At 62.2% G+C, this 25596-nt stretch carries 22 protein-coding genes; 20 read left to right on the plus strand and 2 right to left on the minus strand.

Features of this window, described 5'->3' with window-relative positions; genetic code table 11:
- Window positions 1-4: 4 nt before the first annotated feature.
- Window positions 5-778 carry an MBL fold metallo-hydrolase gene (locus C0Z16_RS03240; RefSeq protein WP_102630786.1) on the plus strand — a complete coding sequence of 258 codons (774 nt, stop codon included), beginning with the start codon at window positions 5-7 and terminating at the stop codon, window positions 776-778.
- A gap of 134 nt (window positions 779-912) precedes the next feature.
- Here the strand turns inward: C0Z16_RS03240 and C0Z16_RS03245 are convergent, their stop codons facing one another.
- Window positions 913-1611, minus strand: a complete 699-nt coding sequence (locus C0Z16_RS03245; protein ID WP_027799620.1) for a Bax inhibitor-1/YccA family protein — start codon at window positions 1609-1611, stop codon at window positions 913-915.
- A gap of 312 nt (window positions 1612-1923) precedes the next feature.
- On the opposite strand from C0Z16_RS03245, the gene ndk reads away from it, so the two are divergent.
- The 17 genes from ndk to C0Z16_RS03335 all read left to right on the plus strand — a co-directional run bounded on the left by ndk (window position 1924) and on the right by C0Z16_RS03335 (window position 21373).
- Entirely contained in the window at window positions 1924-2349 is a 426-nt protein-coding gene (gene ndk, locus C0Z16_RS03255) for a nucleoside-diphosphate kinase (protein WP_006051306.1), read from the plus strand.
- Between the two features lie 160 nt (window positions 2350-2509).
- Window positions 2510-3661, plus strand: coding sequence for a 23S rRNA (adenine(2503)-C(2))-methyltransferase RlmN (gene rlmN / locus C0Z16_RS03260; protein ID WP_102630993.1), 1152 nt, complete (start codon window positions 2510-2512; stop codon window positions 3659-3661).
- Between the two features lie 214 nt (window positions 3662-3875).
- Window positions 3876-4940, plus strand: a complete 1065-nt coding sequence (locus C0Z16_RS03265; RefSeq protein ID WP_102630788.1) for a helix-turn-helix domain-containing protein — start codon at window positions 3876-3878, stop codon at window positions 4938-4940.
- Between the two features lie 86 nt (window positions 4941-5026).
- The gene (gene ispG / locus C0Z16_RS03270; protein WP_102630789.1) at window positions 5027-6343 is read left to right on the plus strand and encodes a flavodoxin-dependent (E)-4-hydroxy-3-methylbut-2-enyl-diphosphate synthase; all 1317 of its coding nucleotides are present in this window, start codon (window positions 5027-5029) and stop codon (window positions 6341-6343) included.
- A gap of 20 nt (window positions 6344-6363) precedes the next feature.
- On the plus strand, window positions 6364-7704 hold the full coding sequence (gene hisS / locus C0Z16_RS03275; RefSeq protein ID WP_102630790.1) for a histidine--tRNA ligase: 1341 nt from the start codon (window positions 6364-6366) through the stop codon (window positions 7702-7704).
- 66 nt (window positions 7705-7770) lie between these two features.
- Complete coding sequence (locus C0Z16_RS03280) at window positions 7771-8400, plus strand: YfgM family protein (protein ID WP_102630791.1); 630 nt, start codon at window positions 7771-7773, stop codon at window positions 8398-8400.
- 76 nt (window positions 8401-8476) lie between these two features.
- Entirely contained in the window at window positions 8477-9622 is a 1146-nt protein-coding gene (gene bamB / locus C0Z16_RS03285; RefSeq protein WP_102630792.1) for an outer membrane protein assembly factor BamB, read from the plus strand.
- A 459-nt stretch (window positions 9623-10081) separates the two neighbouring features.
- Window positions 10082-11419 (plus strand): ribosome biogenesis GTPase Der, encoded by a 1338-nt coding sequence (gene der / locus C0Z16_RS03290; protein WP_102630994.1) that lies wholly within the window; start codon window positions 10082-10084, stop codon window positions 11417-11419.
- 143 nt (window positions 11420-11562) lie between these two features.
- On the plus strand, window positions 11563-11799 hold the full coding sequence (gene hfq, locus C0Z16_RS03295) for an RNA chaperone Hfq (RefSeq protein ID WP_006051315.1): 237 nt from the start codon (window positions 11563-11565) through the stop codon (window positions 11797-11799).
- A 57-nt stretch (window positions 11800-11856) separates the two neighbouring features.
- On the plus strand, window positions 11857-13044 hold the full coding sequence (gene hflX, locus C0Z16_RS03300; protein WP_102630995.1) for a GTPase HflX: 1188 nt from the start codon (window positions 11857-11859) through the stop codon (window positions 13042-13044).
- Window positions 13045-13093: 49 nt separating this feature from the next.
- Window positions 13094-14467 (plus strand): FtsH protease activity modulator HflK, encoded by a 1374-nt coding sequence (hflK, locus tag C0Z16_RS03305; protein WP_102630793.1) that lies wholly within the window; start codon window positions 13094-13096, stop codon window positions 14465-14467.
- Window positions 14468-14479: 12 nt separating this feature from the next.
- A complete protein-coding gene (hflC, locus tag C0Z16_RS03310) occupies window positions 14480-15385 on the plus strand; it encodes a protease modulator HflC (RefSeq protein ID WP_102630794.1) in 906 nt (301 codons plus the stop codon).
- A 42-nt stretch (window positions 15386-15427) separates the two neighbouring features.
- Entirely contained in the window at window positions 15428-15619 is a 192-nt protein-coding gene (locus C0Z16_RS03315; protein WP_102630795.1) for a DUF2065 domain-containing protein, read from the plus strand.
- 234 nt (window positions 15620-15853) lie between these two features.
- Window positions 15854-17005 (plus strand): ATP phosphoribosyltransferase regulatory subunit, encoded by a 1152-nt coding sequence (locus C0Z16_RS03320; protein WP_102630796.1) that lies wholly within the window; start codon window positions 15854-15856, stop codon window positions 17003-17005.
- 228 nt (window positions 17006-17233) lie between these two features.
- A complete protein-coding gene (locus C0Z16_RS03325) occupies window positions 17234-18580 on the plus strand; it encodes an adenylosuccinate synthase (protein WP_102630797.1) in 1347 nt (448 codons plus the stop codon).
- Between the two features lie 3 nt (window positions 18581-18583).
- Complete coding sequence (locus tag C0Z16_RS03330; protein ID WP_102630798.1) at window positions 18584-19174, plus strand: phosphoribosyltransferase; 591 nt, start codon at window positions 18584-18586, stop codon at window positions 19172-19174.
- A 312-nt stretch (window positions 19175-19486) separates the two neighbouring features.
- Window positions 19487-21373, plus strand: coding sequence for a potassium transporter Kup (locus C0Z16_RS03335; RefSeq protein ID WP_102630799.1), 1887 nt, complete (start codon window positions 19487-19489; stop codon window positions 21371-21373).
- 145 nt (window positions 21374-21518) lie between these two features.
- On the opposite strand, the gene C0Z16_RS03340 is transcribed toward C0Z16_RS03335, so the two are convergent.
- A complete protein-coding gene (locus C0Z16_RS03340) occupies window positions 21519-23867 on the minus strand; it encodes a Tex family protein (RefSeq protein WP_102630800.1) in 2349 nt (782 codons plus the stop codon).
- Window positions 23868-24200: 333 nt separating this feature from the next.
- On the opposite strand from C0Z16_RS03340, the gene C0Z16_RS03345 reads away from it, so the two are divergent.
- Window positions 24201-25178, plus strand: coding sequence for a hypothetical protein (locus C0Z16_RS03345; protein ID WP_102630996.1), 978 nt, complete (start codon window positions 24201-24203; stop codon window positions 25176-25178).
- Window positions 25179-25354: 176 nt separating this feature from the next.
- Window positions 25355-25573 (plus strand): DUF465 domain-containing protein, encoded by a 219-nt coding sequence (locus C0Z16_RS03350; protein WP_102630801.1) that lies wholly within the window; start codon window positions 25355-25357, stop codon window positions 25571-25573.
- Window positions 25574-25596: the final 23 nt, after the last annotated feature.

The following is a 25596-nucleotide window of genomic DNA, read 5'->3' on the forward strand; positions in this document are numbered from 1 at the left end:
GGCTGTGCGATTCGCAAGTCTTGGCAGCGGCAGTGAAGGCAATGCATTGCTGGTGGAAGCGCAAAGCGGCGCGACCACCACGCGCGTGCTGCTCGATTGCGGTTTTTCGGCGAAGGAAGTCGAGCGGCGCCTGACGCGGCTCGGCGCGAGCGTGGAAGGTCTCGACGCTATTGTCGTCACCCATGAACATAGCGACCACATTGGCAGCGCGCTGACGCTGGCGCGCAAGTGGTCGATTCCGCTGTATATGAGCTGGGGCACCGCCCGCGCGGTGGGCGCCGATGAAGCCGACGTCGACCTGCAAGTGCTTTGGGGCGACGAGGCGGTGGCGATCGGCGACCTCAGCGTTCTTCCGTACACGGTCCCTCACGATGCCCGCGAGCCGTTGCAATACGTATTCTCGAACGGTGCGAGCCGCCTTGGCGTGCTGACGGATGTCGGCACCTCCACGCCGCATATCAGTTCGGTGTTGAGTGGCTGCGACGCGCTCGTGCTCGAATGCAATCACGATGTGCGGATGCTGGCCGGCAGCCGCTATCCGCAATCGCTGAAGGCGCGCATCGGCGGCAATCACGGGCATTTGAACAACGACGCGGCGGCGGACATTCTGGCCTCGCTCGATCGCTCGCATCTGCGCCATCTGGTTGCCGCGCATTTGAGTCAGCAGAACAATTTGCCCGAACTGGCGCAGGCCGCCATGGCAGGCGTGCTGGGCGCGGCACCGACCGAAGTCGTGGTGGCTTCCCAAGCCGAAGGTTTTGCCTGGCTGAGCCTGTGAGTTTTCCGTACGGCGGGTGCTGAGTCGCCAGAAACGGCGGCGCAACGAAAAAAGCCCATAACGATTGATCGTTATGGGCTTTTCTACAAGGGCGGCGGTTACAGTGCCGCGCCCTGGTTCGAGAAACGTCAGGCTTAGTTGCGGTTGCCGCCGAAGATGCCGAGCAGCGCGAGCAGGTTGACGAAGACGTTGTACAGGTCGAGATAAATAGCGAGCGCAGCCGTGATGTAGTTCGTCTCACCGCCGTTCACGACGCGTTGGACGTCGAACAGCATGTAGGCCGAGAAAATCACAATTGCCATGACGGAAACCGTGAGCATCAGCGCCGGCAGATGCAGGAACACGTTCGCGACCGACGCCAGCAGCAGCACGATCACGCCCATGAAGAGCCACTTGCCGAGACCCGAGAAGTCGCGCTTGCTGACGGTGGCGATCGTTGCCATAGAGGCGAAGATCACGCCAGTGCCACCGAAGGCGAGCATGATGAGCGACGGGCCGTTGGAGAAACCCAGCACAAAGCCCAGGATGCGCGACAGCATCAGGCCCATGAAGAACGTGAAGCCGAGCAGCACGAACACGCCGGCGGCGCTATCTTTCGTTTTCTCAATGGCGAACATGAAGCCGAAGGCGATCGCGAAGAACGCCAGCATGCTCATGGCCGGGCTTGTGGCGGCGAAAAGCGAGAAACCGGTGGCGAGGCCTACCCAGGCGCCGAGCACTGTCGGAATCATTGACAGCGCGAGCAGCCAGTAGGTGTTTCGCAGCACGCGGTTGCGCGTTTCGACTGTGCTAACCGCGCCAGTGCGGCCAAAGCTATACGGATGATCGTTCATGGTCTCTCCTTACGTCAGAAGCGTGTTGCGTGATGTTGTCAGCGGGTTGTCCAGCGCTCTTGCAGTGGGCCGTGCCGGAGGCAATTTCAGCGCCGGTCGCGGACTACTCGTTCCTAAGATTGGCGCGGTGGCTGGGAGTTTCAATACCCTCAAATACCTTGAAAGTATCCACACGGCCTACGCTACCAGTATTCAGAAACTCCTGCCCGGAGTCTTTCAGTGTTGTAAGGGGTCAATCGCAATCATACACGGGAACATGCTACAATAGCGGATTCATTTGAATCTGTAACCTCTTAATTTTTTGGAGTTTTTATGGCGATCGAACGCACCCTGTCGATTATCAAGCCGGACGCAGTGGCCAAGAACGTGATCGGGCAGATCTACAGCCGTTTCGAAAACGCTGGTCTGAAGATCGTGGCTTCGCGCATGGTCCATCTGTCGCGTGCCGACGCTGAAAAGTTCTACGCCGTGCACGCCGCACGCCCGTTCTTCAAGGACCTGGTCGAATTCATGATCTCGGGCCCGGTGGTCGTGCAAGTGCTCGAAGGCGAAAACGCCGTCCTGAAGCACCGTGACCTGATGGGTGCAACGGACCCGAAGAAGGCGGAAAAGGGCACGATCCGTGCTGACTTCGCCGACAGCATCGACGCAAACGCAGTTCACGGTTCCGACGCAGCCGAAACGGCTGCAGTTGAAATCGCGTTCTTCTTCCCGCAAGTGAACGTGTACTCGCGTTAATGCTCGACTGCCTCGGCGGTCGGTGCAGCCGATCCGTTTTATCGCACGAATCGCCGGGCAAAGTAGTAAGGTAAAAGCAGCAGGAATGGGCGCGAACGGCATTGCGTTCATGCAGCTTGTTGCATGAACGCAGTCTCGCACTGAAATGGCAGGATTCGATATGACGAGCAGTCCCACCGTCAACCTTCTCGATCTCGACGCCCAAGGGCTCGTCGCTTACTGCGACAGCCTGGGCGAGAAGCCGTTTCGCGCCAAGCAATTGCAGCGCTGGATCCACCAGTACAACGCTGCCGACTTCGACGGCATGACCGATCTCGCGAAGTCCTTGCGCGAAAAGCTCAAAGGCCGCGCCACGATTTCGATGCCCGGCATTGTCAGTGACCATATTTCCACCGACGGCACACGCAAGTGGCTGATCGACGTCGGCAACAGCAACGCAGTCGAAACTGTTTTCATCCCCGAGGAAACGCGTGGCACGCTGTGCGTGTCGTCGCAAGCGGGCTGCGCGGTGAACTGTCGTTTCTGTTCGACCGGCAAGCAGGGTTTTTCCCGCAACCTCACAACCGGCGAAATCATCGGCCAGTTGCGCATGGCTGAGTTCGCGCTGCGTGCGTCGCGCGGGGTGGCTGGCGGCCGTGCCACGGGCGGTGACGGCAAGGGCGAGCGCGTCGTCACGAACGTCGTGATGATGGGCATGGGGGAGCCGCTCCTGAACTACGACGCGGTCGTGCCCGCCATGCGTCTGATGCTGGACGACAACGCCTATGGCCTGTCGCGCCGGCGCGTCACGTTGTCAACCTCGGGCGTTGTCCCCATGATGGACCGGCTCGGCGCCGACTTGCCCGTTGCGCTGGCTGTTTCGTTGCATGCGCCGAGCGATCCGCTGCGCGACATGCTGGTGCCCTTGAACAAAAAATATCCGCTGCGCGAATTGATGGCGGCTTGCCAGCGCTATCTGAAAGTCGCGCCGCGCGATTTCATTACATTCGAATATTGCATGCTCGATGGCGTGAACGACAGTGAAGCGCAAGCGCGCGAACTGCTGGCCCTCACACGCGACGTCCCGTGCAAGTTCAATCTGATTCCGTTCAATCCGTTCCCCGAATCGGGCCTCGTCCGTTCGAAGCAGGAACAGATCAAGCGGTTTGCACAAGTGTTGATGGACGCGGGCGTCGTCACCACAGTGCGCAAAACACGCGGCGATGATATCGACGCTGCCTGCGGTCAGTTGGCCGGTGCGGTGAAAGACCGCACGCGTCTCGCTGAGCGCACCGGGAAGGCGGCGAAGATCATCGAGGTTCGTGCCGTGTAGCCGGAAGGCGGCGCGTGTGGGCATTCGGACGAGGTACCGGAAAATGCTCAAACGCGCGTCGCGCCACCGGCGATTGAAAAGAAAGTTTGCAGAATCGATCGGAAGCGGCACATGAGGCCGCGCATTTTGTTATAAACGGTCTGCGATTCGGACATGAGGTTTGGACCGGTCCGGTTGCACGAGTGAAAAAAGAATCGACGCGAAAGGATTTGGGATGAGTGAGCCGCAGCACCCGCAGCCGCATGACACAGACACGAACGAAGGCCGCCCGGCGCCAGTCGCACGGGCGGTGGTGCAGCCTGTTGTGCAGCCGGGCCTGGACTCGCTGGCCGCGGTCGGCGCGCGCTTGACGCAACTGCGGGAATCCAAGGGCTTGTCGATCGAAGACGTATCGGCTCGTCTCAAAGTAGCGCCCGCCAAATTGCGTGCGCTGGAATCCGGCGACATCAGCCATTTGCCGGATACGACCTTTGCGCTCGGCGTAGTGCGCAGCTATGCGAAGATGCTTGGCGCCGATCCTACGCCGTTCACGCAGGCGTTGCGCCGCGAGAAGGGCGTGCCTGCGCCGGATCTTTCGATGCCTGCGTCCTCGGGCACCGACTTGCCGCGCGGCCGCGTGTCGCTGTCGCTCGGTGGTGGAGCGCAAAGAAGCCGTTCGTGGTTGTGGGGCGTTGCAGCGGTGATTGTCGCGGTGATCGCGCTCGCCATGTGGCATACCAATGGCGGCGATTCGACGGCATGGCTTGCGCGTCTGAAAGCGAGCGCCGATGGTGGCGCGGGTGGTGCTACTGGCGCTTCGGGCGCCGTCGCGCAAGGCCCGTCGGCGGGCTCGGAGGCAACCGCGCAAGAGGCGGCGTCCGAGCCTGAAACGCAGGCCGCGGCGCAGAGCGCCGGGTCGGCCACGCCGATGGCCGTGCCGCTCGCGGCCGGCACCGCGCCGGCTTCCGCGCCGCCCGTCACGGCGGCGGCTGCTGCGAGCGCTCCGGCTATTGTCGCTGGAGCGTCTGCGGCAGTCGCAGCACCGGCTGCGGGTTCGGCAATCGTCGCGTTGCGCGTGACCCAGGATACCTGGTTCAGCGTGCGCGGTAAGAACGGCAAGGAAGTATTCTCCGGCCTCGTGCATGCAGGCGATACGAAGGAAGTGACGGGCGAAGCGCCTTTCAAGGTCACGGTCGGCAACAGGGCCGGTCTGGAGTCGCTGACACTCGACGGTCAGCCGGTCGATCCGTCGAAATATGCGGCGGCGAAAGGTAACGTGGCGCGCTTTGCGCTGCCTTGATACAGACGGTATGCGCCGCGGCCGACCGGACCGCGGCGCTTTTTCAATTCAGGCGCCACATTTTTTACATGGCGCCTGTGGCGTAAATGGGTCTTTCGATGCAATCCGAAGCTCAATCCCAATCCAGTAGCAAAATTGTGTCAAACGAGCCGGTGTTCGGCGGCCATGCGGCGCGGCGCAAGTCGCATGCGGTGGACGTCCGTTGGGGCGGACAGCTCGTCACGATTGGCGGCGACGCGCCCGTGCGCGTCCAGTCGATGACCAACACGGATACCGCGGACGCCATCGGCACCGCTATTCAGATCAAGGAACTGGCGCAAGCCGGTTCGGAACTGGTGCGCATCACGGTGAACACGCCGGAGGCGGCCGCGGCCGTGCCGGCGGTGCGCGAGCAGCTCGACCGCATGGGCGTTTCCGTGCCGCTGGTCGGCGATTTCCATTACAACGGCCACCTACTGCTGCGCGATTACCCGGCTTGTGCGGAGTCACTGTCGAAGTACCGGATCAATCCGGGCAACGTCGGCCACGGCGCGAAGCGCGACACGCAATTCGCGCAAATGATCGAAGCGGCGGTGAAATACGACAAGCCGGTGCGCATCGGCGTGAACTGGGGCAGTCTGGACCAGGACCTGCTCGCCAGGATGATGGACGAAAACGCGGCACGTTCCACGCCGTGGGAAGCGCAAAGCGTCATGTACGAAGCGCTGATCCAGTCGGCCATCGGCTCGGCGGAGCGCGCTGTGGAACTGGGCCTGTCGCGCAAGCAGATCATTCTGTCGTGCAAAGTGAGCGGCGTGCAGGATCTGATCGCCGTGTACCGCGAACTCGCGCGCCGTTGCGAATTCGCGCTGCATCTCGGTTTGACGGAAGCGGGCATGGGCTCGAAGGGCATCGTTGCGTCGACGGCGGCGTTGTCGGTGTTGCTGCAGCAGGGCATCGGCGACACGATCCGTATTTCGCTCACGCCGGAGCCGGGCGCGTCGCGTACCGGCGAGGTCATCGTCGGTCAGGAAATCCTGCAGACCATGGGCCTGCGCTCTTTCACCCCGATGGTGATTGCATGCCCGGGTTGCGGCCGTACTACCAGCACGCTGTTCCAGGAACTGGCATCGCAAATTCAGACATATCTGCGCACGCAGATGCCGGCGTGGCGCGATCAGTATCCTGGCGTCGAAAAGATGCACGTCGCGGTGATGGGCTGCATCGTCAACGGTCCCGGCGAGTCGAAGCAGGCGAACATCGGCATCAGCCTGCCGGGTTCGGGCGAGAATCCGGCCGCGCCGGTATTCATCGACGGCGAGAAGGTCAAGACGCTGCGCGGCGATAACATCGCGCAAGAATTCCAGCAAATCGTGAGTGACTACGTCGAGCGCCGCTATGGCCGCGCCGAGGCACTCAACTAAACATCGGCTATCGAATACAGATGACTGAACAGAAGAAAAAGCTCGAAAAGCTGTCCGGCGTGAAGGGCATGAACGATATCCTTCCGCAGGAAGCCGGGCTGTGGGATTTTTTTGAAACCACCGTCAAGTCGATGCTGCGTTCGTACGGATACCAGAATATTCGTACGCCGATCGTCGAACACACGCAGTTGTTCACCCGCGGTATCGGGGAAGTGACCGACATCGTCGAGAAAGAGATGTACAGCTTCACCGACGCGTTGAACGGTGAAAATTTGACCATGCGCCCGGAAAACACGGCAGCGGTGGTGCGCGCGGCTATCGAGCACAACATGCTGTACGACGGCCCGAAGCGCCTGTGGTACATCGGTCCGATGTTCCGGCACGAGCGTCCGCAGCGCGGCCGTTATCGCCAGTTTCATCAGGTGGGCGTGGAAGCGTTGGGCTTCGCCGGCCCGGATGCCGACGCTGAAATCATCATGATGTGCCAGCGCCTGTGGGACGACCTCGGCCTGACGGGCATCAAGCTGGAAATCAATTCGCTCGGCCTCGCGGAAGAGCGCGCGGCGCATCGCGTCGAATTGATTGCGTACCTCGAAAAGCACATGGACGTGCTCGACGAAGACGCGAAGCGGCGTCTTTACACGAATCCGCTGCGCGTGCTCGACACGAAGAATCCGGCGCTGCAGGAAGTCGCGCAGAACGCGCCGAAGCTGATCGATTTCCTCGGCGAGGAATCGCGCGCCCACTTCGAAGGTTTGCAGCGCATTCTGAAGGCGAACAACATTCCGTTCAAAATCAATCCACGTCTCGTGCGAGGCCTCGATTATTACAATCTGACTGTGTTCGAATGGGTGACCGATAAGCTCGGCGCGCAGGGCACCGTCGCGGCGGGCGGCCGTTACGATCCGCTGATCGAGCAGCTCGGCGGCAAGCCCACGGCGGCTTGCGGTTGGGCAATGGGCATCGAGCGAATTCTCGAGTTGCTGAAGGAAGATCAACTCGTGCCGGAAGATGAAGGTTGCGACGTCTACGTGGTCCATCAGGGCGACGCCGCGCGCGAGCAGGCCTTCATCATTGCCGAGCGGCTGCGCGACACGGGTCTGGACGTCATCCTGCATTGCAGCGCGGACGGTCAGTCGGCGAGCTTCAAATCGCAAATGAAGCGTGCCGACGCGAGCGGCGCCGCGTTTGCGGTAGTGCTCGGCGACGATGAGATCGCCAACGGCACGGTCGGGGTCAAACCGCTGCGAGATACCAATGCTAACGGCGGTAAAAACGAGCAACATAACGTGCCCGCCGAAGACTTGACCGAATTTCTAATCAATGCGATGGTTGCAACCGCCGAAGACGGCGACGACTGATCGCGATGTCGTCGAGCCCCTTGGTTCGACACGCACAAGTAGCAAGAATGAGGAAATCGCCGGGCAATGAGTTACCACGACGAACAAGAATCGATTGAAGGTCTGAAGGCTTGGTGGGCGCAGTGGGGTAATGCAACCACGTGGATCGTGCTGGTGGTGCTGGTCGCCGCAGCCGGCTGGAACGGCTGGAATTTCTGGCAGCGGCGCCAGGCGGCGGAAGCCGCTGTGCTGTATGACCAGGTGCAGCAGGCCGTGGCATCGGGCGACAAGGCGAAGATCACGCGCGTCGCCGCGGACATGGAAGACAAGTTCAGCCGCACCGCGTACGCGCAAATGACCGCGCTGGGAGCGGCCAAGGCGCTCTACGCCACCGGCGACGAAGCCGCGGCAAAGGCCCAGTTGCAATGGACCATCGATCACGCGAAGGACGACGAGTTCAAGCAGATCGCCAAGCTGCGCCTTGCTTCGCTGTTGCTCGACGAAAAGGCTTACGACCAGGGTCTTGCACTGCTCGCCGAGCCGCAGTCCGATGCGTTCAAAGGCATCGTGGCGAACGGCCGCGGCGATCTGCTCGCCGCGCAGGGTAAGCGTGACGACGCGCGCGCCGCCTACAAGCTCGCGATCGATTCGCTGCCGAAAAGCGACACTTCGGAGCGCCAGTTGATCCAGTTCAAGCTGGACGCGCTGGGCGGCTAAGCGCTGTCTGCAGCGCGCCGCCTGCAACGACCAACCGGTCTTTCTTTAACCCATTTCCTGAATGCTTCGTCCACCGATGAATCTGCTGAAACGTTACGCTGTGCCCGTTGTCTGTGCGATGACCGTCCTCGCTCTCGCGGCTTGCTCATCCACGAAAGACGAGCGCCGCGTGCCGACGCCGCTCACCGAGTTCAAACCCGTGCTCGACGTTCAGCAAGCCTGGAAGACGAGCGTAGGCAAGGCAGGACGTTATCTGTTCTCGCCGGTCGCGGTCGGCGACGCGGTATACGCGGCCGGTACCAATGGCTCGGTTGCGAAGATCGACGCGCAAACCGGTAAGGACATCTGGCGAGTCAAGCTGCACGACGACATCTCCGCCGGTGTCGGCAGCGACGGCACGCTGACGGCGGTCGGCGGCTTGAAGGGCGACGTCTACGTGCTCGGCGCGGATGGCAAGCAGTTGTGGACAGCCAAGGCGCCGGGCGAGATCATCTCGCCGCCGCTGGTCGGCAACGGTCTCGTGGTCGTGCGTACCGTCGACGGCCAGATCGTCGCGTTCAACGCGCAAACTGGCGAGCAGAAATGGAACTACCGCAACCGCGCCGTGCCGCTGAATCTGCGTGTGTCGTCGGGTATGACCTTCGCGGGCGACGCGGCTGTGCTGGCCGGATTCCCGGGTGGCGCGTTCGCCGCGATCAATCTGCAGACGGGAGAGAATTACTGGCAAACGCCGGTTTCCTATCCGAAGGGCGTGACGGAAGTCGAGCGTATCAACGACGTGACGGGGCCGCCCACGCTGGTCGGTTCGGAAACCTGCGCAGTCACGTTCCAAGGTCAGATTGGCTGCTTCGACGCAAACTCGGGTCGCGCGCTGTGGGAAAAAGCATTCTCGAGCGCAAGCGGTCTCGCGCAGGATGACCGCGCGGTCGTGGCGGCCGACGACTGGTCGGTGGTGTCGGCGTTCGACGTCACGAACGGTGCGCCGCTGTGGAAGAACGACAAGCTCAAGAATCGCGAACTCGGCGTGCCGTTCATCCTCGGCCACGCTGCGGTGCTGGGCGACTATCAGGGCTACGTGCACTTCCTGTCGCGCGACGACGGTACGCTGGTCGCGCGCGTGAAGACCGACGGCAGCGCAATTACCGCGGCGCCGGTGCTGGCCGGAGAGACGCTCGTCGTGCAAACGCGCGACGGCGATCTGTACGGCTATCGCCCGCGCTGATTGCGCAGGAAGGTTGTCGAGCGTGCAGGCCGGCTTTGCCGGCCGCGCGCTTTTATGCAGCGTGCGCAGTACAGCTTTTACCGCACAGCGCAGGCGGCGCTGCACATAGCCCTGCAGAGTAAGTAAAAAGAATTTCACCGGACTGGCTGGTCCGGCAAGTCGGACAGAAAGACGGCCCACGTGGCCATGGTGGCTGCTTGCGGCGCCACCTTAGCGCGGCATCGCAAGACGCGTCATGCAACTGGCGAGCGAGCCGCCCCGCAGGAAGACTTAATCTCGCAGCCAGATGGCGCTGCGCATACAGCCAAACCCCCGTCCACCTCGGCGCGCATATGGACAGCGCGTCCGGGGCTGGCCGAATTCGTGATAATTTTCGTCAAACGCTGCCGTGTAGCGGCGCAATGGCGTCGCTACGCGGACGGTCGCTTCCGATCCGCGTTTCACCGTGAACAACATCTGATGAAACCCGTTATTGCCCTCGTCGGGCGCCCCAATGTGGGGAAATCCACGCTCTTCAATCGCCTCACGCGCTCGCGTGACGCACTCGTTGCCGATTTGCCCGGCCTGACGCGCGATCGCCATTACGGCGAAGGGCGCACGGGCGAGCGTCCGTACCTGGTTGTTGACACCGGTGGTTTCGAGCCTGTCGCGAAAGACGGCATTCTGCACGAGATGGCGCGCCAGACGCGCCAGGCGGTGGAGGAATCGGACATCGTCGTGTTCATCGTCGACGGGCGCAATGGTCTTGCGCCGCAAGACAAATCGATTGCCGACTACCTCCGCAAGACCGGCCGGCCGATTTTTCTCGTCGTCAACAAGGCGGAAGGGATGAAGTACAGCACAGTCGCCGCTGACTTCTATGAACTCGGCCTCGGCGATCCGCGTGCGATTTCCTCGGCGCACGGCGACGGCGTGACGGAAATGATCAACGAGGCGCTCGACGTCGCATACGCGGGACAGCCAGAAGAGAGCGACGACGAAAAGGAAGCGCGCGGCGTGAAGATCGCGATCGTCGGCCGCCCGAACGTCGGCAAGTCGACATTGATCAACGCGCTGGTCGGCGAAGAGCGCGTGATCGCGTTTGATATGCCAGGAACCACGCGCGATTCGATCTACGTCGACTTCGAACGCCAGGGCAAGCCGTACACGCTGATCGATACGGCTGGTTTGCGCCGTCGCGGCAAGGTGTTCGAAGCGATCGAGAAGTTCTCGGTGGTGAAAACGCTGCAGTCGATTTCGGACGCGAATGTCGTGATTCTGCTGCTCGACGCGCGTCAGGACATCTCGGAGCAGGACGCGCATATCGCCGGCTTCGTGGTGGAGCAGGGTCGTGCGCTGGTGGTTGGCGTGAACAAGTGGGACGGGCTCGACTCCCATGTGCGCGAGCGCACCAAAGCGGACCTCGAACGCAAACTAAAATTTCTCGACTTCGCCAAATTCCATTTCATTTCCGCTGCGGAAAAAACTGGAATCGGTCCGCTGATGCGTTCGGTCGACGACGCATACGCCGCGGCAATGGCCAAGCTGCCCACTCCGAAGCTCACGCGCGCGTTGATCGATGCAGTGGAGTTCCAGCAGCCGCGCCGCCGTGGTCCGGTGCGGCCGAAATTGCGCTACGCGCACCAGGGCGGACAGAATCCGCCGATCATTGTGATTCACGGCAACGCGCTCGACGCGATCACCGAAACGTATAAACGCTACCTTGAAAACCGCTTCCGTGAAACTTTCAAGCTGACCGGGACTCCATTGCGAATAGAGTTCAGATCGTCGACGAACCCTTACGCGGACAAAGGCTGAAACCCGCGTGTGTGTTGGGTTTGGCCGATCAGGCAGGGCCCTCGCGCAAAAACGAAAATCGGCTATAGTGTAGCGGTTGACGGCGGATACCTTTTTCTTCCGTCGTCAATTTAGTCAACCTGCAAAAAAATACGGAGTTTGCTATGAGCAACAAAGGGCAATTGTTACAAGACCCGTTTTTGAACGCACTGCGTAAAGAGCATGTGCCGGTGTCGATCTACCTGGTCAACGGCATCAAGCTTCAAGGGAACATCGAATCGTTCGACCAGTACGTCGTGTTGCTCCGGAATACGGTCACCCAGATGGTCTACAAGCACGCAATCTCGACTGTCGTGCCAGCCCGTCCGGTGAATTTCCACCCGGATTCTGAACAGTCCTAACCCCCGTCGCGGCCGGCGTAACGTCGCCCGTTGGCGATTACTCCCGGCCGCCTCATTTTGATACCCTCCAATTTGATCAATGCAGCGCTTGTCGGCATCGACTTCGGTAAGATCGATTTCGAAGCCAGTCTCGAAGAACTCAGCCTGCTCGCACAAAGCGCGGGCGCGAATCCTCTAGTCACCCTCACTGGGCGCCGGGCCAGTCCCGATGCGAAGATGTTCGTCGGCAGCGGCAAGGCCGAGGAACTGCGTCTTGCGTGTGAGGCGAACGACATCGAACTCGTCATCTTCAATCATGCTCTTGCGCCTGCCCAGCAGCGCAATCTGGAGCAAGCGCTTAATCGGCGCGTGGTCGACCGCACGAGTCTCATCCTCGATATTTTTGCGCAGCGCGCCCGCAGCCATGAAGGCAAGCTGCAGGTGGAACTCGCGCAATTGCAGTATCTGTCGACGCGGCTAATCCGCGCATGGACCCACCTCGAACGGCAAAAAGGCGGTATCGGCTTGCGCGGTCCAGGTGAGACGCAGCTCGAAACCGACCGCCGGCTGATCGGCGAACGCATCAAGGCGCTCAAGACGCGGCTCGAAAAACTGCGGCGTCAGCATGGCACGCAGCGTCGCCAGCGTTCACGCAATCAAACCATGTCGGTGTCGCTCGTCGGCTATACGAATGCGGGCAAGTCCACGCTCTTCAACGCGTTGACCAAGGCGCAGGCGTATGCGGCCAACCAGTTGTTCGCCACGCTCGACACGACCTCCCGGCGCGTCTATCTCGGCGACGAAGCGGGGCAGGTGGTGGTGTCGGATACCGTCGGCTTCATTCGCGAGTTGCCTCACCAACTGGTCGCGGCGTTTCGCGCCACGCTCGAGGAAACGATTCACGCCGACCTGCTGCTGCATGTCGTCGACGCGTCGAGCGCGGTGCGTCTCGATCAGATCGACCAGGTGAACGAGGTGTTGCACGCAATCGGCGCGGACACGATCCGGCAGGTGCTCGTGTTCAACAAGATCGACGCGGTGCCCGAGTTGGCGGCCCGTGGGGACGCGGTCGAGCGGGATGAGTATGGTAATATTTCGCGCGTCTTTTTGAGCGCGCGCACGGGGCAAGGGCTGGACACATTGCGCGCTGCCATCGCTGAGATCGCTACTGCCGAACCTCTTCCCGACACGCTGCCGGGCTCCTCGGAAGAAGACCGGTCGGCGGCACCACGCGACGACCGCAAGGTCACAGAACTCGGGCACTGACCCGTTCCAATTGCACTGACCCGCTGTCTACTCTGGTGAACGAACACAGGTGAACGATTACAACGAGCGGAGTATCTGGCTGCGCATGCGCGCCATGCTTTCACTGAACGATCCGCGCTGGGGCCGTGGCGATGGCAATGGTAGCGGTGAGCGCCAGCGTCCCGGTGAACCCAAGCGTCCGCAGACCAAGGACGGTGAAGGTCCGCCCGATCTCGACGAGATGTGGCGGGATTTCAACCGCCGGTTGAGCCGTATGTTCGGCCGCAAGGGCGGCGGCGTGGGCGGAGGCCGTCCGGACAATGGTCGTGGCGCGCGCATCGGCGTAGGCATCGTGATCGGCGTGCTGATCGCGATCTATCTCGGCAGCGGCGTGTTCGTCGTGCAGGACGGCCAGGCCGGCGTCGTGATGCAGTTCGGCAAGTATCGCTACACGGCGGGACAGGGCGTGCACTGGCGCCTGCCGTATCCGTTCGAAGCGCATGAGCTTGTCAATATCGGTCAGGTTCGCCAGGTGGAAATCGGCCGCAACAATCCCGTGCGTCTTGCCAACGTGAAGGACGCGTCCATGCTCACGCACGACGCGGATATCGTCGACGTGCGCTTTGCGGTTCAGTACAAGGTGCGCAAGCCGACCGATTATCTGTTCCGCAGCGTCGATCCCGATCAGAGCGTGATGCAGGCCGCACAAGCGGCGGTGCGCGGCATCGTCGGCGCCCGCAGCACCAGTGACATCCTTTATCAGGATCGCGAAACAATTCGCCCGCAGCTGATCGCGGCCATCCAGCAATCGCTCGATGAATATCAATCCGGCCTCGCCGTGACCGGTGTGACGATCCAGGGCGTGCAGGTTCCCGACAAGGTCCAGGCCGCGTTCGACGACGCCGCCAAGGTTCGTCAGGAGAACGAGCGTGCCAGGCGCGATGCGCAGGCGTACGCCGCGGAACTGCTGCCGCGTGCGCAGGCCGACGTCGCGCGCCAGATCGACAGCGCGAAAACGTACAGCGACAAAACGGTGGCTGAGGCGCAAGGCGACGCCGAGCGCTTCAAAGAGGTTTACGCGCAGTACTCGAAAGCGCCCGCTGTGATTCGCGAGCGCATGTATCTGGAAACCATGCAGCACATCTATTCGAATACGACCAAGGTGTTTGTGGATAACAGGAGCGGCAACAATGTGCTGTATCTGCCGCTCGACAAACTGGTCGACCAGACTCGCCAGCGCGTGGCAGATGCCGCCGCATCGGGTGCGGCTGTCGCAGGCGCGCCGCAAGCCGCCAGTTCGGGTGCGCCGTCCGCCGCAGCAGCGGCCACCGCTTCCGCGCCCGCCGCCGTCGCCACGCCCGCCAGCCGCGCAGCAGCCAGCAGCGACCCGCTGCGCTCGCGCGACTCCTTCCGCAGTCGTATGCGTGAAGACGACGTTCAATAAGGAGCGCACAACATGAACAAGATCATTGCGCTCGTCATTGCACTCGTCATCGTGCTGTTCGCTGCTTCGTCGATGGTATTTGTCGTCGACCAGCGTCATATGGCGGTGTTGTCATCGCGTGGCGACGCGGCGCCGGCCTTACTCGGCCCGGGGCTGCACGTGAAGTTGCCGCCGCCGTTGCAAACGCTCACGCTGGTCGATAACCGCATCCAGTCGCTCGACGCGCCGGACGAAGACCGCTACGTCACGTCGGATAAAAACGATTTGCTGGCAAACCCGGTCGTCAAATATCGCGTGACCGATCCGCTGAAACTGCTCGCCGAAACGAAGGGCGACGTGCAAAGTCTGCCGGACCGCCTCGCGCTCGTCGCGCGCGGTGCCCTCGGCGACGCATTCGGCAAGTACACGCTGTCCGATGCACTGGCCAAACAGCAGACACTCGCCGACGAAGCGCGCGGGGCGATGGAAAAGACGGCAGCGTCGCTCGGCGTCTCGGTGGTGGACGTGCAGTTGACGCGCGTCGATTTCCCGGCGTCGATGGCGGACTCCGTCTACAAGCGGATGATCGCCGACCGTCAGCAGGCCGCAGCCGACGAACGCGCGAAGGGCGCCGCCGAAGCCGACAAGATCAAGGCGGACGCCGTCGATCAGCAGCAGGCGATTCTCGCGGACGGCTACCGTCAGGCGCAAACCATCAAGGGCGAGGGCGACGCGAAAGCTGCGGAAATCGCCGCGCAGGCCTACGGCAGCGACCCCGAGTTCTATCAGTTTTACCAAAGCATGCAGGCGTACCGGAACACCTTCAAGCCAGGCGACGTAATCGTGGTCGATCCGAGCAGCGAGTTCTTCCGCTTCATGCGTAGCCCGACCGGCGGCCCCGCCCCGGACGCTTCCGCGGCACCGCGCAAACACCAATAACCCGGAACGCCGCGGCATTCGCATCGCGGCCCCTTCTTTCGCATGGATATAGTCGGCTCGTTACTGCTCGCGATCGCGTTGATGCTGATTATCGAGGGGATGTTCCCGTTCGTTTTTCCGAGCGCCTGGCGCGACACGTTCCGTAGAATAGCGGAACGGCCCACGCATCAGATTCGCGTTGGCGGCCTGATCGTGATGCTGCTCGGACTGATTCTGCTGTTTGTCGTGACTTGACGCTGCTGGCTGGCGCTGAGGCCGCGCGGCAAGACTCGAGCGGTACTGGCGGCCGCCTTGCTCGCGTGCCGGGAGGCGCGCGCTTGGCAACAAGGCCTGTCTATGCTCGCCGGTCGATGTTATGGCGGAGGTCCCAACGCCTGCCGCAATCGCCAGAATCGAGCCGTCGCCCGCCATTCACACTCACTTACCGGCGCATCCAGCCGCCGTGTTCAACGTCGTAGGACTGTATCGATGTCGACCTGGTTACTTCCCGAGAATATTGCCGACGTGCTGCCGTCGGAGGCCCGCAAGATTGAAGAATTGCGGCGCCATTTGCTGGACCGTTTCCGCTCGTACGGCTACGAGATGGTCATGCCGCCGCTGATCGAATACATCGAGTCGCTGCTGACGGGCGGCGGGCACGATCTGGATCTGCGCACGTTCAAACTCGTCGATCAGTTGTCCGGTCGCACGCTGGGCCTGCGCGCCGACATTACGCCGCAGGTCGCGCGTATCGATGCGCACTTGCTGAATCGCCAGGGCGTCACGCGTCTTTGCTACGCCGGAAACGTTGCACATACGCGGCCGCGCGGCCTGCATGCCACGCGCGAACAGATTCAGATCGGTGCGGAAATCTACGGCCACGCCGGTCTCGAAGCCGATCTGGAAATCCAGCAGTTGATGCTCGACGCGCTGCGTCTCGCGGGCCTTGCCAAAGTGCGGCTCGATCTCTGTCACGCGGGCGTGCTCGCCGCGTTGATCGACGCGGAACCGGCGGCCGCCGACCTGGGACAATCGCTTTACGACGCGCTGGCGGGCAAGGACGTGCCGCGTCTCGTTGAATTGACTGCGGATCTTACGGCCGTCACACGCGATGCGTTGCGCTCGCTGCCCTCGCTTTACGGCGACGCCTCCGTGCTCGAGGAGGCGCGCGCGCGCTTGCCGAATGAGCCGGCCATCGCGCGGGCGCTCGACGATCTGGCATTCCTCGCGAGCCAGGTGGAAGGCGCCGAAGTGATGATCGATCTCGCGGATTTGCGCGGCTACGCGTACCACAGCGGCGTGATGTTCTCGGCGTATGTGGACGGCGTGCCGAACGCGGTCGCGCGCGGTGGCCGTTATGACCACGTCGGCCAGGCATATGGCCGCGCACGGGCGGCGACCGGTTTTTCGCTCGATCTTCGCGAAGTGGCGCGCATCTCGCCGGTCGAAGCGCGAAGCAGCGCGATTCTCGCACCCTGGCAGCATGACGACGCGCTGCGCGTGAGCGTCGCCGCATTACGCGATGCCGGCGAAGTGGTGATCCAGGCGCTGCCTGGCCACGAGCACGATCTCGATGAATTCGCGTTCGACCGCGTGTTGGTCGAGCGCAACGGCGCATGGACCGTCGAACCGCGCTCCTGAGCATGTCCCTGAGCGCGCTCCGACAGGACCCGCCCGACGGCTTTTCTGCCGGCATATCACGGGGCGTCGCACGCACCATGCATGCGTCGCCGAACACGGCGCGGCCACCCGCCGCGCTTCTTTCGCCATACCCACCATAACGTGCATACCGTTGAGCGGAAACGGAAAAATTCCGGAAGCTCTCGCGAAGATAGGTAGAATACGTTTTTAACCAGCTTACGAAACAACATGTCTGCCAGCGCAGTGAATGTGAACCCCGGGCGCAACGTCGTCGTCGTGGGAACCCAGTGGGGTGATGAAGGCAAGGGCAAGATCGTCGACTGGCTGACGGACCACGCTCAAGGCGTCGTTCGCTTCCAGGGCGGTCACAATGCAGGTCACACGCTCATCATCGGCGGCAAGAAGACCATCTTGCGTCTGATTCCGTCGGGCATCATGCATCCCGGCGTCGCGTGCTACATCGGCAATGGCGTCGTGTTGTCGCCGGAAGCGCTGTTCAAGGAAATCGGCGAGCTCGAAGCCGCCGGCGTCGACGTTCAGAAGCGCCTGTTCATTTCAGAAGCCACCACCCTGATTCTGCCGTACCACATTGCCATCGACCAGGGCCGCGAAGCGCGCCGTGGCGCGAGCAAGATCGGCACCACTGGCCGCGGCATCGGCCCGGCGTACGAAGACAAGGTGGCGCGCCGAGGCTTGCGCGTACAGGACCTGTTCGAGCCGGCCACGTTCGCCGAACGTCTGCGCGAAAACCTCGACTATCACAACTTCGTGCTGACGCAGTACCTGGGCGTCGCCGCTGTCGACTTCCAGCAAACGCTCGACACAATGCTGAGCTACGCGGACCGTCTGAAGCCAATGGTCACCGACGTATCCCGCCGTCTATACGACGCGAACGCCGCAGGCAGCAACCTGCTGTTCGAAGGCGCGCAAGGCACGCTGCTCGACATCGACCACGGCACCTATCCGTTCGTCACATCGAGCAATTGCGTCGCGGGCGCGGCGACTTCCGGCGCAGGCGTCGGTCCGCAAAAGCTGAACTACATTCTTGGCATCACGAAGGCGTACTGCACGCGCGTGGGTTCCGGCCCGTTCCCGAGCGAACTGTATGACGCTGACAACGCTGCCCGTCAGGAAGCCATCGGCCTCGAACTGGCTACCGTCGGCAAGGAATTCGGCTCGGTCACCGGCCGTCCTCGCCGCACCGGCTGGCTCGACGTCGCCGCGCTGCGCCGCTCGATCCAGATCAACGGCGTGTCGGGTCTGTGCATGACGAAGCTCGACGTGCTCGACGGTCTCGAAGAAGTGAAGCTGTGCGTCGGCTACATGGTCGACGGCCAGGGGGTCGATCTGTTGCCGCGCGGTGCATCGGAAGTCGCGCGCTGCGAGCCGGTGTACGAAACCTTCGCGGGCTGGAAGGAAAGCACCGTGGGTATCAAGGAATGGGACAAGCTGCCGGCGAACGCACGTGCGTATCTGTCGCGCGTTCAGGAAGTGGCGGGCATTCCTATCGACATGGTGTCGACCGGTCCGGATCGCGACGAGACCATCCTGCTTCGTCATCCGTTCAAGGTTTAAGCGATGGTGCAAGGTGTACCCATGATTGCGATGAAAGATCCGCGCAACGACGACAAGAACCTGTGGGTCGGCTGGGACGAGTATCACCGGCTGATCGAATTACTGGCCATGGCCGTGCATGAATCGGGCTGGAAATTCGACAAGATCCTGTGCCTCGCGCGCGGTGGTTTGCGCGTGGGCGACCAGCTCTCGCGCATCTACGATCTGCCGCTAGCTATTCTCGCCACGAGTTCGTATCGCGAAGCAGCGGGCACGGAGCAGGGCGAACTCGACATCGCGCAATACATCACGATGACGCGCGGCGAACTGCACGGCAACGTGCTGCTGGTCGACGACCTGGTCGATTCGGGCGTGACGCTCGCACGTGTTCAGCAGCATCTGAAGGAGCGCTATCCGGCGATCACGGCGGTGCGTTCGGCGGTGCTCTGGTACAAAGGCTGTTCGAAGGTGAAGCCCGATTATCACGTGCAGTATCTGCCGACCAACCCGTGGATTCATCAGCCGTTCGAGGAGTGGGACACGGTTCGTCCGCACAACCTCGGCGCGTGGATCAAGCGCGGCATGGCCCAAGCGCAGGAGTCCTCGGAAAACTGATGGGCATGCATACGTCGCGGGCATTGCGTCATATCGCAACACCCAGTGCCGCGCCGTGCTAATACAGCGCATCTGAAGCGGAGCCCGATTGGGCTCCGTTTTTTTATGCGCCGGCATTGACACGCGCTGCGTTTCGCCAGCGTGGAACGACATTCACCGCAGAGCGATTCGCACAGCAGACGCGCACATATCGCAGTGCTACACTGCGCGGACCATCCACGTGGTGTATCCACAACAAGCCGGGCGGCGTCAGGCGGGCAGTTTAGAATAGCGGTCGTTTTTTCCGCCCTGGGAACGGATTTCCTCGCGTTTATGACAGATAACAATCACGTGCACAAACAGCCACTGCCGTCCCTCGCGATCGCCGCGATCGGGGTGGTATTCGGCGATATCGGCACGAGCCCGCTGTATGCGCTGAAAGAAGCCTTCAGCCCGTCGCATGGCATCCCACTGACCGATCAATCCATTCTCGGCGTGATTTCGCTGCTGTTCTGGGCCATCGTGATCGTGGTCGGCATCAAGTATGTGTTGTTCGTGATGCGTGCAGACAACAACGGCGAGGGCGGCGTGCTGGCGCTCATGGCGCTGGCGCTGCGTTCGCTCGACGAGAAATCGAAAATGGCCGGCCTGCTGATGATGCTCGGCATCTTCGGCGCCTGCATGTTTTATGGCGACGCGGTGATTACGCCCGCTATTTCGGTGATTTCCGCAGTCGAGGGTCTGCAGATCGCGGCGCCTCATCTGTCGCATCTCGTATTACCGCTGACCATGGTGATTCTCGTGCTGCTGTTCTGGATCCAGCGGCACGGCACGGCCACGGTCGGCAGGCTGTTCGGTCCAATCATGCTGCTGTGGTTCGTGGTGCTCGCTGCGCTCGGGCTCTGGCATATCGTGCAATCGCCGAACGTGATCCGCGCGCTGAACCCGTATTACGCGTACAGCTTCATGGCCGCGCACGTGCTGCAAGCGTACGTCGTACTCGGTTCGGTCGTGCTGGTCCTGACAGGCGCCGAGGCGCTCTACGCGGACATGGGCCACTTCGGTGCGAAGCCTATCCGCATGGGCTGGTATGTGCTGGTCATGCCGTCGCTGGTGCTGAACTATTTCGGCCAGGGCGCGCTGCTGATGCACGACCCGAAAGCGATCGAAAATCCGTTCTTCCTGCTCGCGCCGCAGTGGGCGTTGCTACCGCTGGTCGTGCTGTCGACGGTCGCGACCGTGATCGCTTCGCAGGCGGTGATCTCGGGCGCGTATTCGTTGACGAGCCAGGCGATTCAACTCGGCTATGTGCCGCGTATGAAGATCCTGCACACATCGGAACTGGCGATCGGCCAGATTTATGTGCCGGTGGTGAACTGGATGCTGCTGTTTATCATTCTGTGCATCGTGATTGCGTTCAAGAGCTCCGACAATCTCGCGGCCGCATACGGCATCGCGGTGACGGCGACCATGGTCATCACCACAATCCTCGCTTGCGTCGTGATGGTGAAGGTGTGGAACTGGAACAAATTCCTGGTTGGACTGATCATCGCCGTATTCATTACGATCGACTTAGGATTTTTCGGCGCCAATCTGCTGAAGGTAGAAGAGGGCGGCTGGCTGCCGCTCGGCATCGGCGCATTGCTGTTCTTCCTGTTGATGACCTGGTTCAAGGGCAGGATGATCGTCAAGGAACGCACGGCTGCCGACGGTATTCCGCTGATGCCATTCCTGCAGGGCCTGCTCGCGCATCCGCCGCATCGTGTTTCAGGTACCGCGATCTATCTGACCGGCAGCGATTCGCTCGTGCCGGTCAGCCTGCTGCATAACCTGAAGCACAACAAGGTGCTGCATGAGCGCACCATCTTCCTGACCTTTGTCACGCGCGATATTCCGTATGTGAACGACGCGGAGCGGGTGACAGTGAGGAACATCGACGGTGGCCTATATCTCGTCAAGGCGGCCTACGGGTTCAACGAAACGCCGGACGTGAAGGCCGTGCTCACCGAAATCGGCCGCACGCACGACATGACCTTCGAGTTGATGGACACGTCGTTCTTCCTCGCGCGGGAGACGGTGGTGCCGACACAATTGCCAGGCATGTCGGTGTGGCGTGAACGTGTGTTCGCATGGATGCATCAGAACGCCGCGAAACCGACGGACTTCTTCAGCATCCCGGCGAACCGGGTGGTGGAGTTGGGGACGAAGATCGAAATCTGACGGCGCGAGCCGGTTGGCTCGCGCATCGCAAGGTCCGCGGCCAGAAAAAAACCCACGCCAATGCGTGGGTTTTCTATTTGCTGCCGGGTGTTCAAGCGCCCGCGTTCAGTGCATAGGCGCTTCACGCACCGAACGCACTCGCCGCTTACTTCTGCTTGAGCTTGGCGAATGCAGCGGCCATTGCGCCGCCCGCTTCCGGCTCGCGCGAACGCTGTTGCGGTGCGCCGCGTCCATTGCCGCCCGAGCGGCCGAAGTTGCCGCGGTCCTGCTGCGCACCGGCGCCGCTGCGCACCGCGGCCGCGCCGAACTCGTCGTCCAGACGCATGGTCAGCGCGATGCGTTGGCGCTTCACATCGACTTCCAGCACCTTCACCTTGACGATCTGTCCGGCCTTGACGACTTCGTGCGGGTCCTTGATGAACTTCGTCGACATGGCCGACACGTGCACCAGACCGTCCTGATGCACGCCGATGTCGATGAACGCGCCAAAAGCCGCGACGTTCGTAACCACACCTTCGAGCACCATGCCCGGCGTCAGATCGCTGACTTTTTCGACGCCTTCTCGGAACGTTGCCGTCTTGAACTCCGGACGCGGATCGCGGCCCGGCTTTTCGAGTTCGAGCAGAATGTCGCGCACGGTCGGCAGACCGAAACGATCGTCGACGAATTCGCTCGGCGACAGGCCGCGCAGCGCCTCACGATTGCCGAGCACTTCGCCGACATGCTTGCTGATTTTCGCGAGCATCCGTTCGACGACCGGATAGGCTTCCGGGTGCACGGACGAGCGGTCGAGCGGATTCTCGCCGTTGTTGATACGCAGAAAGCCGGCCGCCTGCTCGAACGTCTTGTCGCCGAGACGCGGCACTTTGCGCAGATGTTCGCGCGACGGGAACGGACCGTTCGCATCGCGATAATCGACAATGTTGCGAGCCAGCGTGGCGTTCAATCCGGACACGCGCGCGAGCAATGCAACCGACGCCGTATTCGCGTCCACGCCGACCGCGTTCACACAATCTTCGACCACCGCGTCGAGCGAGCGCGCGAGTTCGCGCTGGTTCACGTCGTGCTGATACTGGCCGACGCCGATTGCCTTCGGCTCGATCTTCACGAGTTCGGCAAGCGGGTCTTGCAGACGCCGCGCGATCGACACCGCGCCACGCAGCGACACGTCCATGTCCGGGAACTCTTTCGCGGCGAGTTCCGAAGCGGAGTACACCGACGCACCCGCTTCGGATACGACGATTTTTTGCAGCTTGAATTCCGGATGACGCGCGATCAGTTCGCTCGCGAGCTTGTCCGTTTCACGCGACGCCGTGCCGTTGCCGATGCTGATCAGCTCGGCCTGCGTCTGCGCGCAGATTCGCGCGAGCTTCGCGATTGAGCCGTCCCAGTCGCGGCGCGGCTCGTGCGGGTAGATCACATCCGTGGTAAGCACCTTGCCGGTCCGATCGACCACCGCGACCTTCACACCGGTGCGCATGCCCGGATCGAGACCGATCACGGCCTTCGGACCGGCCGGCGCGGCCAGCAGCAAATCCTTCAGATTTCGCGCGAAAACGCGAATCGCTTCATGTTCGGCTTCGTCGCGCAGGTTGGTCAGCAGTTCGTTTTCGATGTGCGGCTGCACCTTCACGCGCCAGCACCAGCGGCAGACGTCGGAAAGCCATTTGTCGGCGGGACGGTTCTGATTCGCAATGCCGAAGTGGCGCGCGATCAGTGCTTCGCCCGGATGCGGCACCTGCGCGTCGAGCTCTTCGCCGAGGCCCAGCTTGACCATCAGCACCCCGGCATTGCGGCCGCGGAACAGCGCCAGCGCGCGATGCGACGGCACCGTGCGGATCGTTTCCGCGTAGTCGTAGTAATCGCGGAATTTTTCTTCTTCAGCGGTTTCTTTGCCTTCGACCACTTTCGACGACACCACGCCCTGATTGAACAGGTAATCGCGCAGTTTCCCGAGCAGATCAGCGGTTTCGCCGAACTGCTCGGAGAGGATGTCGCGCGCGCCGTCGAGTGCGGCCTTCACATCAGCGACGCCTTTTTCGGCATCCACGTATGCGGCGGCTTCGGTTTGCGGGTCGAGCAGCGGATTGCCTAAGAGCGCGTCGGCGAGCGGCTGCAAACCGGCTTCGCGAGCGATCTGCGCGCGCGTGCGGCGCTTCGGCTTATACGGGAGATACAGGTCTTCCAGCACCTGCTTGCTGTCGGCGCCCTCGATCGCGGTACGCAGCTCGTCGGTGAGCTTGCCCTGTTCGTCGATGCTCGCAATGATCGACGCGCGCCGGTCTTCCAGTTCGCGCAGATACAGCAGGCGTTCCTCCAGGTTACGCAACTGCGTGTCGTCGAGGTTGTCGGTCACTTCCTTACGGTAGCGGGCGATGAACGGAACAGTCGCTCCTTCGTCGAGGAGTTGCACGGCGGCCGCGACCTGGCGCGGCTGGACGGACAGTTCGGCGGCGATGCGCTGTACGATCTTGAGTGCTACGGTTTCCGTCATAAGGTCTTGGGGTTCCTGCGGACTCGGTCAAGGGCCGTGCGCCGGCGGCGCCTCGTGGCGCCGGGCACGCAGTGCGTGCGCGCTGCGACCAGGTGGCTAGAGCGGGGCATTTTGCCACAAATGCCAAAGGGCTCAACCGCAGGGGGTGATAGAATTTCGGGCATGTTCCGTTGACCCTCTACGACGTTGCCAATCTCCTTTTCCTTCAACCGCCTGGGCTCGCGCCCGGTCTCCCGCTTGCCACATTTGCCGCCGTTCGCATTGCGCTGGCCGTTCAGTTCGCGTGGGCCGGCGTCGCGTCGCGTCGACGTCAGCACGCTCTTTTCCAGCGGGATGTTCGTGGCGTCGCGCGCGGCGTGTGTGATGGCTGCTGCGTTTGCGTTATCGGCGCCTGCTTCGGCGCAGTCCGTGGCGCCTGAAAGCGGCGCTATTACGCCGGCGGTAAAGCCTGCGGGCTCGGCTACACGAGGCGCGGCATCGTCGGCGCCGGCCGTTGGCGCCAGTGGAGAGATTAATGGCTCAGCGAATGCGAACGCCGCAGCGAACACGACTGCCGATAGCGCGGCGAGCGCCGATAGCGCGGCATCCGAAGACAGCGAGTTCGACGCACGGCAGAAAGTGCTGAACCAACGCAGCGACGAAAACAACTATCGCTACGGCGTCGCCGAGCATAACTGCTACAGCACGTTTTTCGTCAACCACTGCCTGAACAAGGCGCGCGATCAGATGCGCACGGTGCAGGCGCAGATCCGCAAGGAACAGCTCGCGCTTGACGGCGAGGAGCGCGCGCAACGTGCGCGCAAGCGCGACGAGCAGGCCACGCTCAAACGCGCGCAGGAGGAAGCGAGCGCGCCGCAGCGCGCCGCCGACGACGCACGTAACGCTGAGGCCTACGAAGAGAAGCAGCGCCAACATCAGCTCAACGAAGCGCAGCGCAACGCCGAGGCGCCGCAGCGCAGCGCTAACGCCGAGGCCTATGAGGAGAAGCAGCGTCAGCATGCGATCGACCAGGCCAAGCGCGGCATCAGCCCGTCGAAAGCCACGGCCAATCAGCAGGCTTACGATCAAAAGCAGGCGGACTTTCAGCGCAAGCTCGACGAGGCTCGTCAGCAGGGCGCGCAAAAGGCTCAGGAACGCGGACAGAAACAGCAAAGCTTCAAGAAGAAACAGACCGACGCCGCCCAGCATAAAGCCGAAGTGGAAGCGCGCCAGAAGCAGGCTGCCGAGAAAGCCGAGCAGAAACGTCAGGACCAGTTGAGGCAGCAGAAGCAACTGGAAGAACAGCAGAAGCAGCAACAGCAGCAACAGTGAGCCTCGCGCGGCGTCCCGCGCTTGTTCAGCGGGCGCAAGCGCGGTTGTAGTATCGCAGTAGTGCACGCGGTGGTGCAGACAGTCGCCGTAACGCGTTTTAGGCCGGACAGCAACCTCAGGCAACGGGCTGAACATGCCGAACATGCAGCCCGCGCCGCAGACGAGCGGAGGCGAGCATGCGCGATCAACATCCCGTCATCAACGCGGACACACTTCGCGACCGTATTCTGCAACTGGAATCGGAGCATAGTGGGCTCGACCGTTTGATCGACCGAATGTCGGATGAGCCCGGCATCGACGACTTCGAGTTGCAGCGCCTGAAAAAGCGCAAACTCAAAGTCAAGGACACCATCATCTTGCTGCAATTGCAGCTCGAACCGGACGTACGCGCCTGAGTTCGCGGCCTGGCAGGCGCCGG

Source organism: Paraburkholderia rhynchosiae, assembly GCF_002879865.1.
In the GTDB taxonomy this organism is placed as follows: Bacteria; Pseudomonadota; Gammaproteobacteria; order Burkholderiales; family Burkholderiaceae; genus Paraburkholderia; species Paraburkholderia rhynchosiae.

What these genes read in the sequence shown, in the direction of transcription:
- C0Z16_RS03335 (WP_102630799.1), top strand. Translation starts at nt 19,487, where the DNA reads ATGACAGATAACAATCACGTGCACAAACAGCCACTGCCGTCCCTCGCG.
- C0Z16_RS03280 (WP_102630791.1), top strand. Translation starts at nt 7,771, where the DNA reads ATGAGTTACCACGACGAACAAGAATCGATTGAAGGTCTGAAGGCTTGG.
- C0Z16_RS03315 (WP_102630795.1), top strand. Translation starts at nt 15,428, where the DNA reads ATGGATATAGTCGGCTCGTTACTGCTCGCGATCGCGTTGATGCTGATT.
- C0Z16_RS03245 (WP_027799620.1), bottom strand. Translation starts at nt 1,611, where the DNA reads ATGAACGATCATCCGTATAGCTTTGGCCGCACTGGCGCGGTTAGCACA.
- ndk (WP_006051306.1), top strand. Translation starts at nt 1,924, where the DNA reads ATGGCGATCGAACGCACCCTGTCGATTATCAAGCCGGACGCAGTGGCC.
- der (WP_102630994.1), top strand. Translation starts at nt 10,082, where the DNA reads ATGAAACCCGTTATTGCCCTCGTCGGGCGCCCCAATGTGGGGAAATCC.
- C0Z16_RS03350 (WP_102630801.1), top strand. Translation starts at nt 25,355, where the DNA reads ATGCGCGATCAACATCCCGTCATCAACGCGGACACACTTCGCGACCGT.
- hfq (WP_006051315.1), top strand. Translation starts at nt 11,563, where the DNA reads ATGAGCAACAAAGGGCAATTGTTACAAGACCCGTTTTTGAACGCACTG.
- C0Z16_RS03325 (WP_102630797.1), top strand. Translation starts at nt 17,234, where the DNA reads ATGTCTGCCAGCGCAGTGAATGTGAACCCCGGGCGCAACGTCGTCGTC.
- C0Z16_RS03340 (WP_102630800.1), bottom strand. Translation starts at nt 23,867, where the DNA reads ATGACGGAAACCGTAGCACTCAAGATCGTACAGCGCATCGCCGCCGAA.
- C0Z16_RS03265 (WP_102630788.1), top strand. Translation starts at nt 3,876, where the DNA reads ATGAGTGAGCCGCAGCACCCGCAGCCGCATGACACAGACACGAACGAA.
- bamB (WP_102630792.1), top strand. Translation starts at nt 8,477, where the DNA reads ATGAATCTGCTGAAACGTTACGCTGTGCCCGTTGTCTGTGCGATGACC.
- hflC (WP_102630794.1), top strand. Translation starts at nt 14,480, where the DNA reads ATGAACAAGATCATTGCGCTCGTCATTGCACTCGTCATCGTGCTGTTC.
- ispG (WP_102630789.1), top strand. Translation starts at nt 5,027, where the DNA reads ATGGGTCTTTCGATGCAATCCGAAGCTCAATCCCAATCCAGTAGCAAA.
- C0Z16_RS03320 (WP_102630796.1), top strand. Translation starts at nt 15,854, where the DNA reads ATGTCGACCTGGTTACTTCCCGAGAATATTGCCGACGTGCTGCCGTCG.
- hisS (WP_102630790.1), top strand. Translation starts at nt 6,364, where the DNA reads ATGACTGAACAGAAGAAAAAGCTCGAAAAGCTGTCCGGCGTGAAGGGC.
- C0Z16_RS03330 (WP_102630798.1), top strand. Translation starts at nt 18,584, where the DNA reads ATGGTGCAAGGTGTACCCATGATTGCGATGAAAGATCCGCGCAACGAC.
- rlmN (WP_102630993.1), top strand. Translation starts at nt 2,510, where the DNA reads ATGACGAGCAGTCCCACCGTCAACCTTCTCGATCTCGACGCCCAAGGG.
- C0Z16_RS03345 (WP_102630996.1), top strand. Translation starts at nt 24,201, where the DNA reads ATGTTCGTGGCGTCGCGCGCGGCGTGTGTGATGGCTGCTGCGTTTGCG.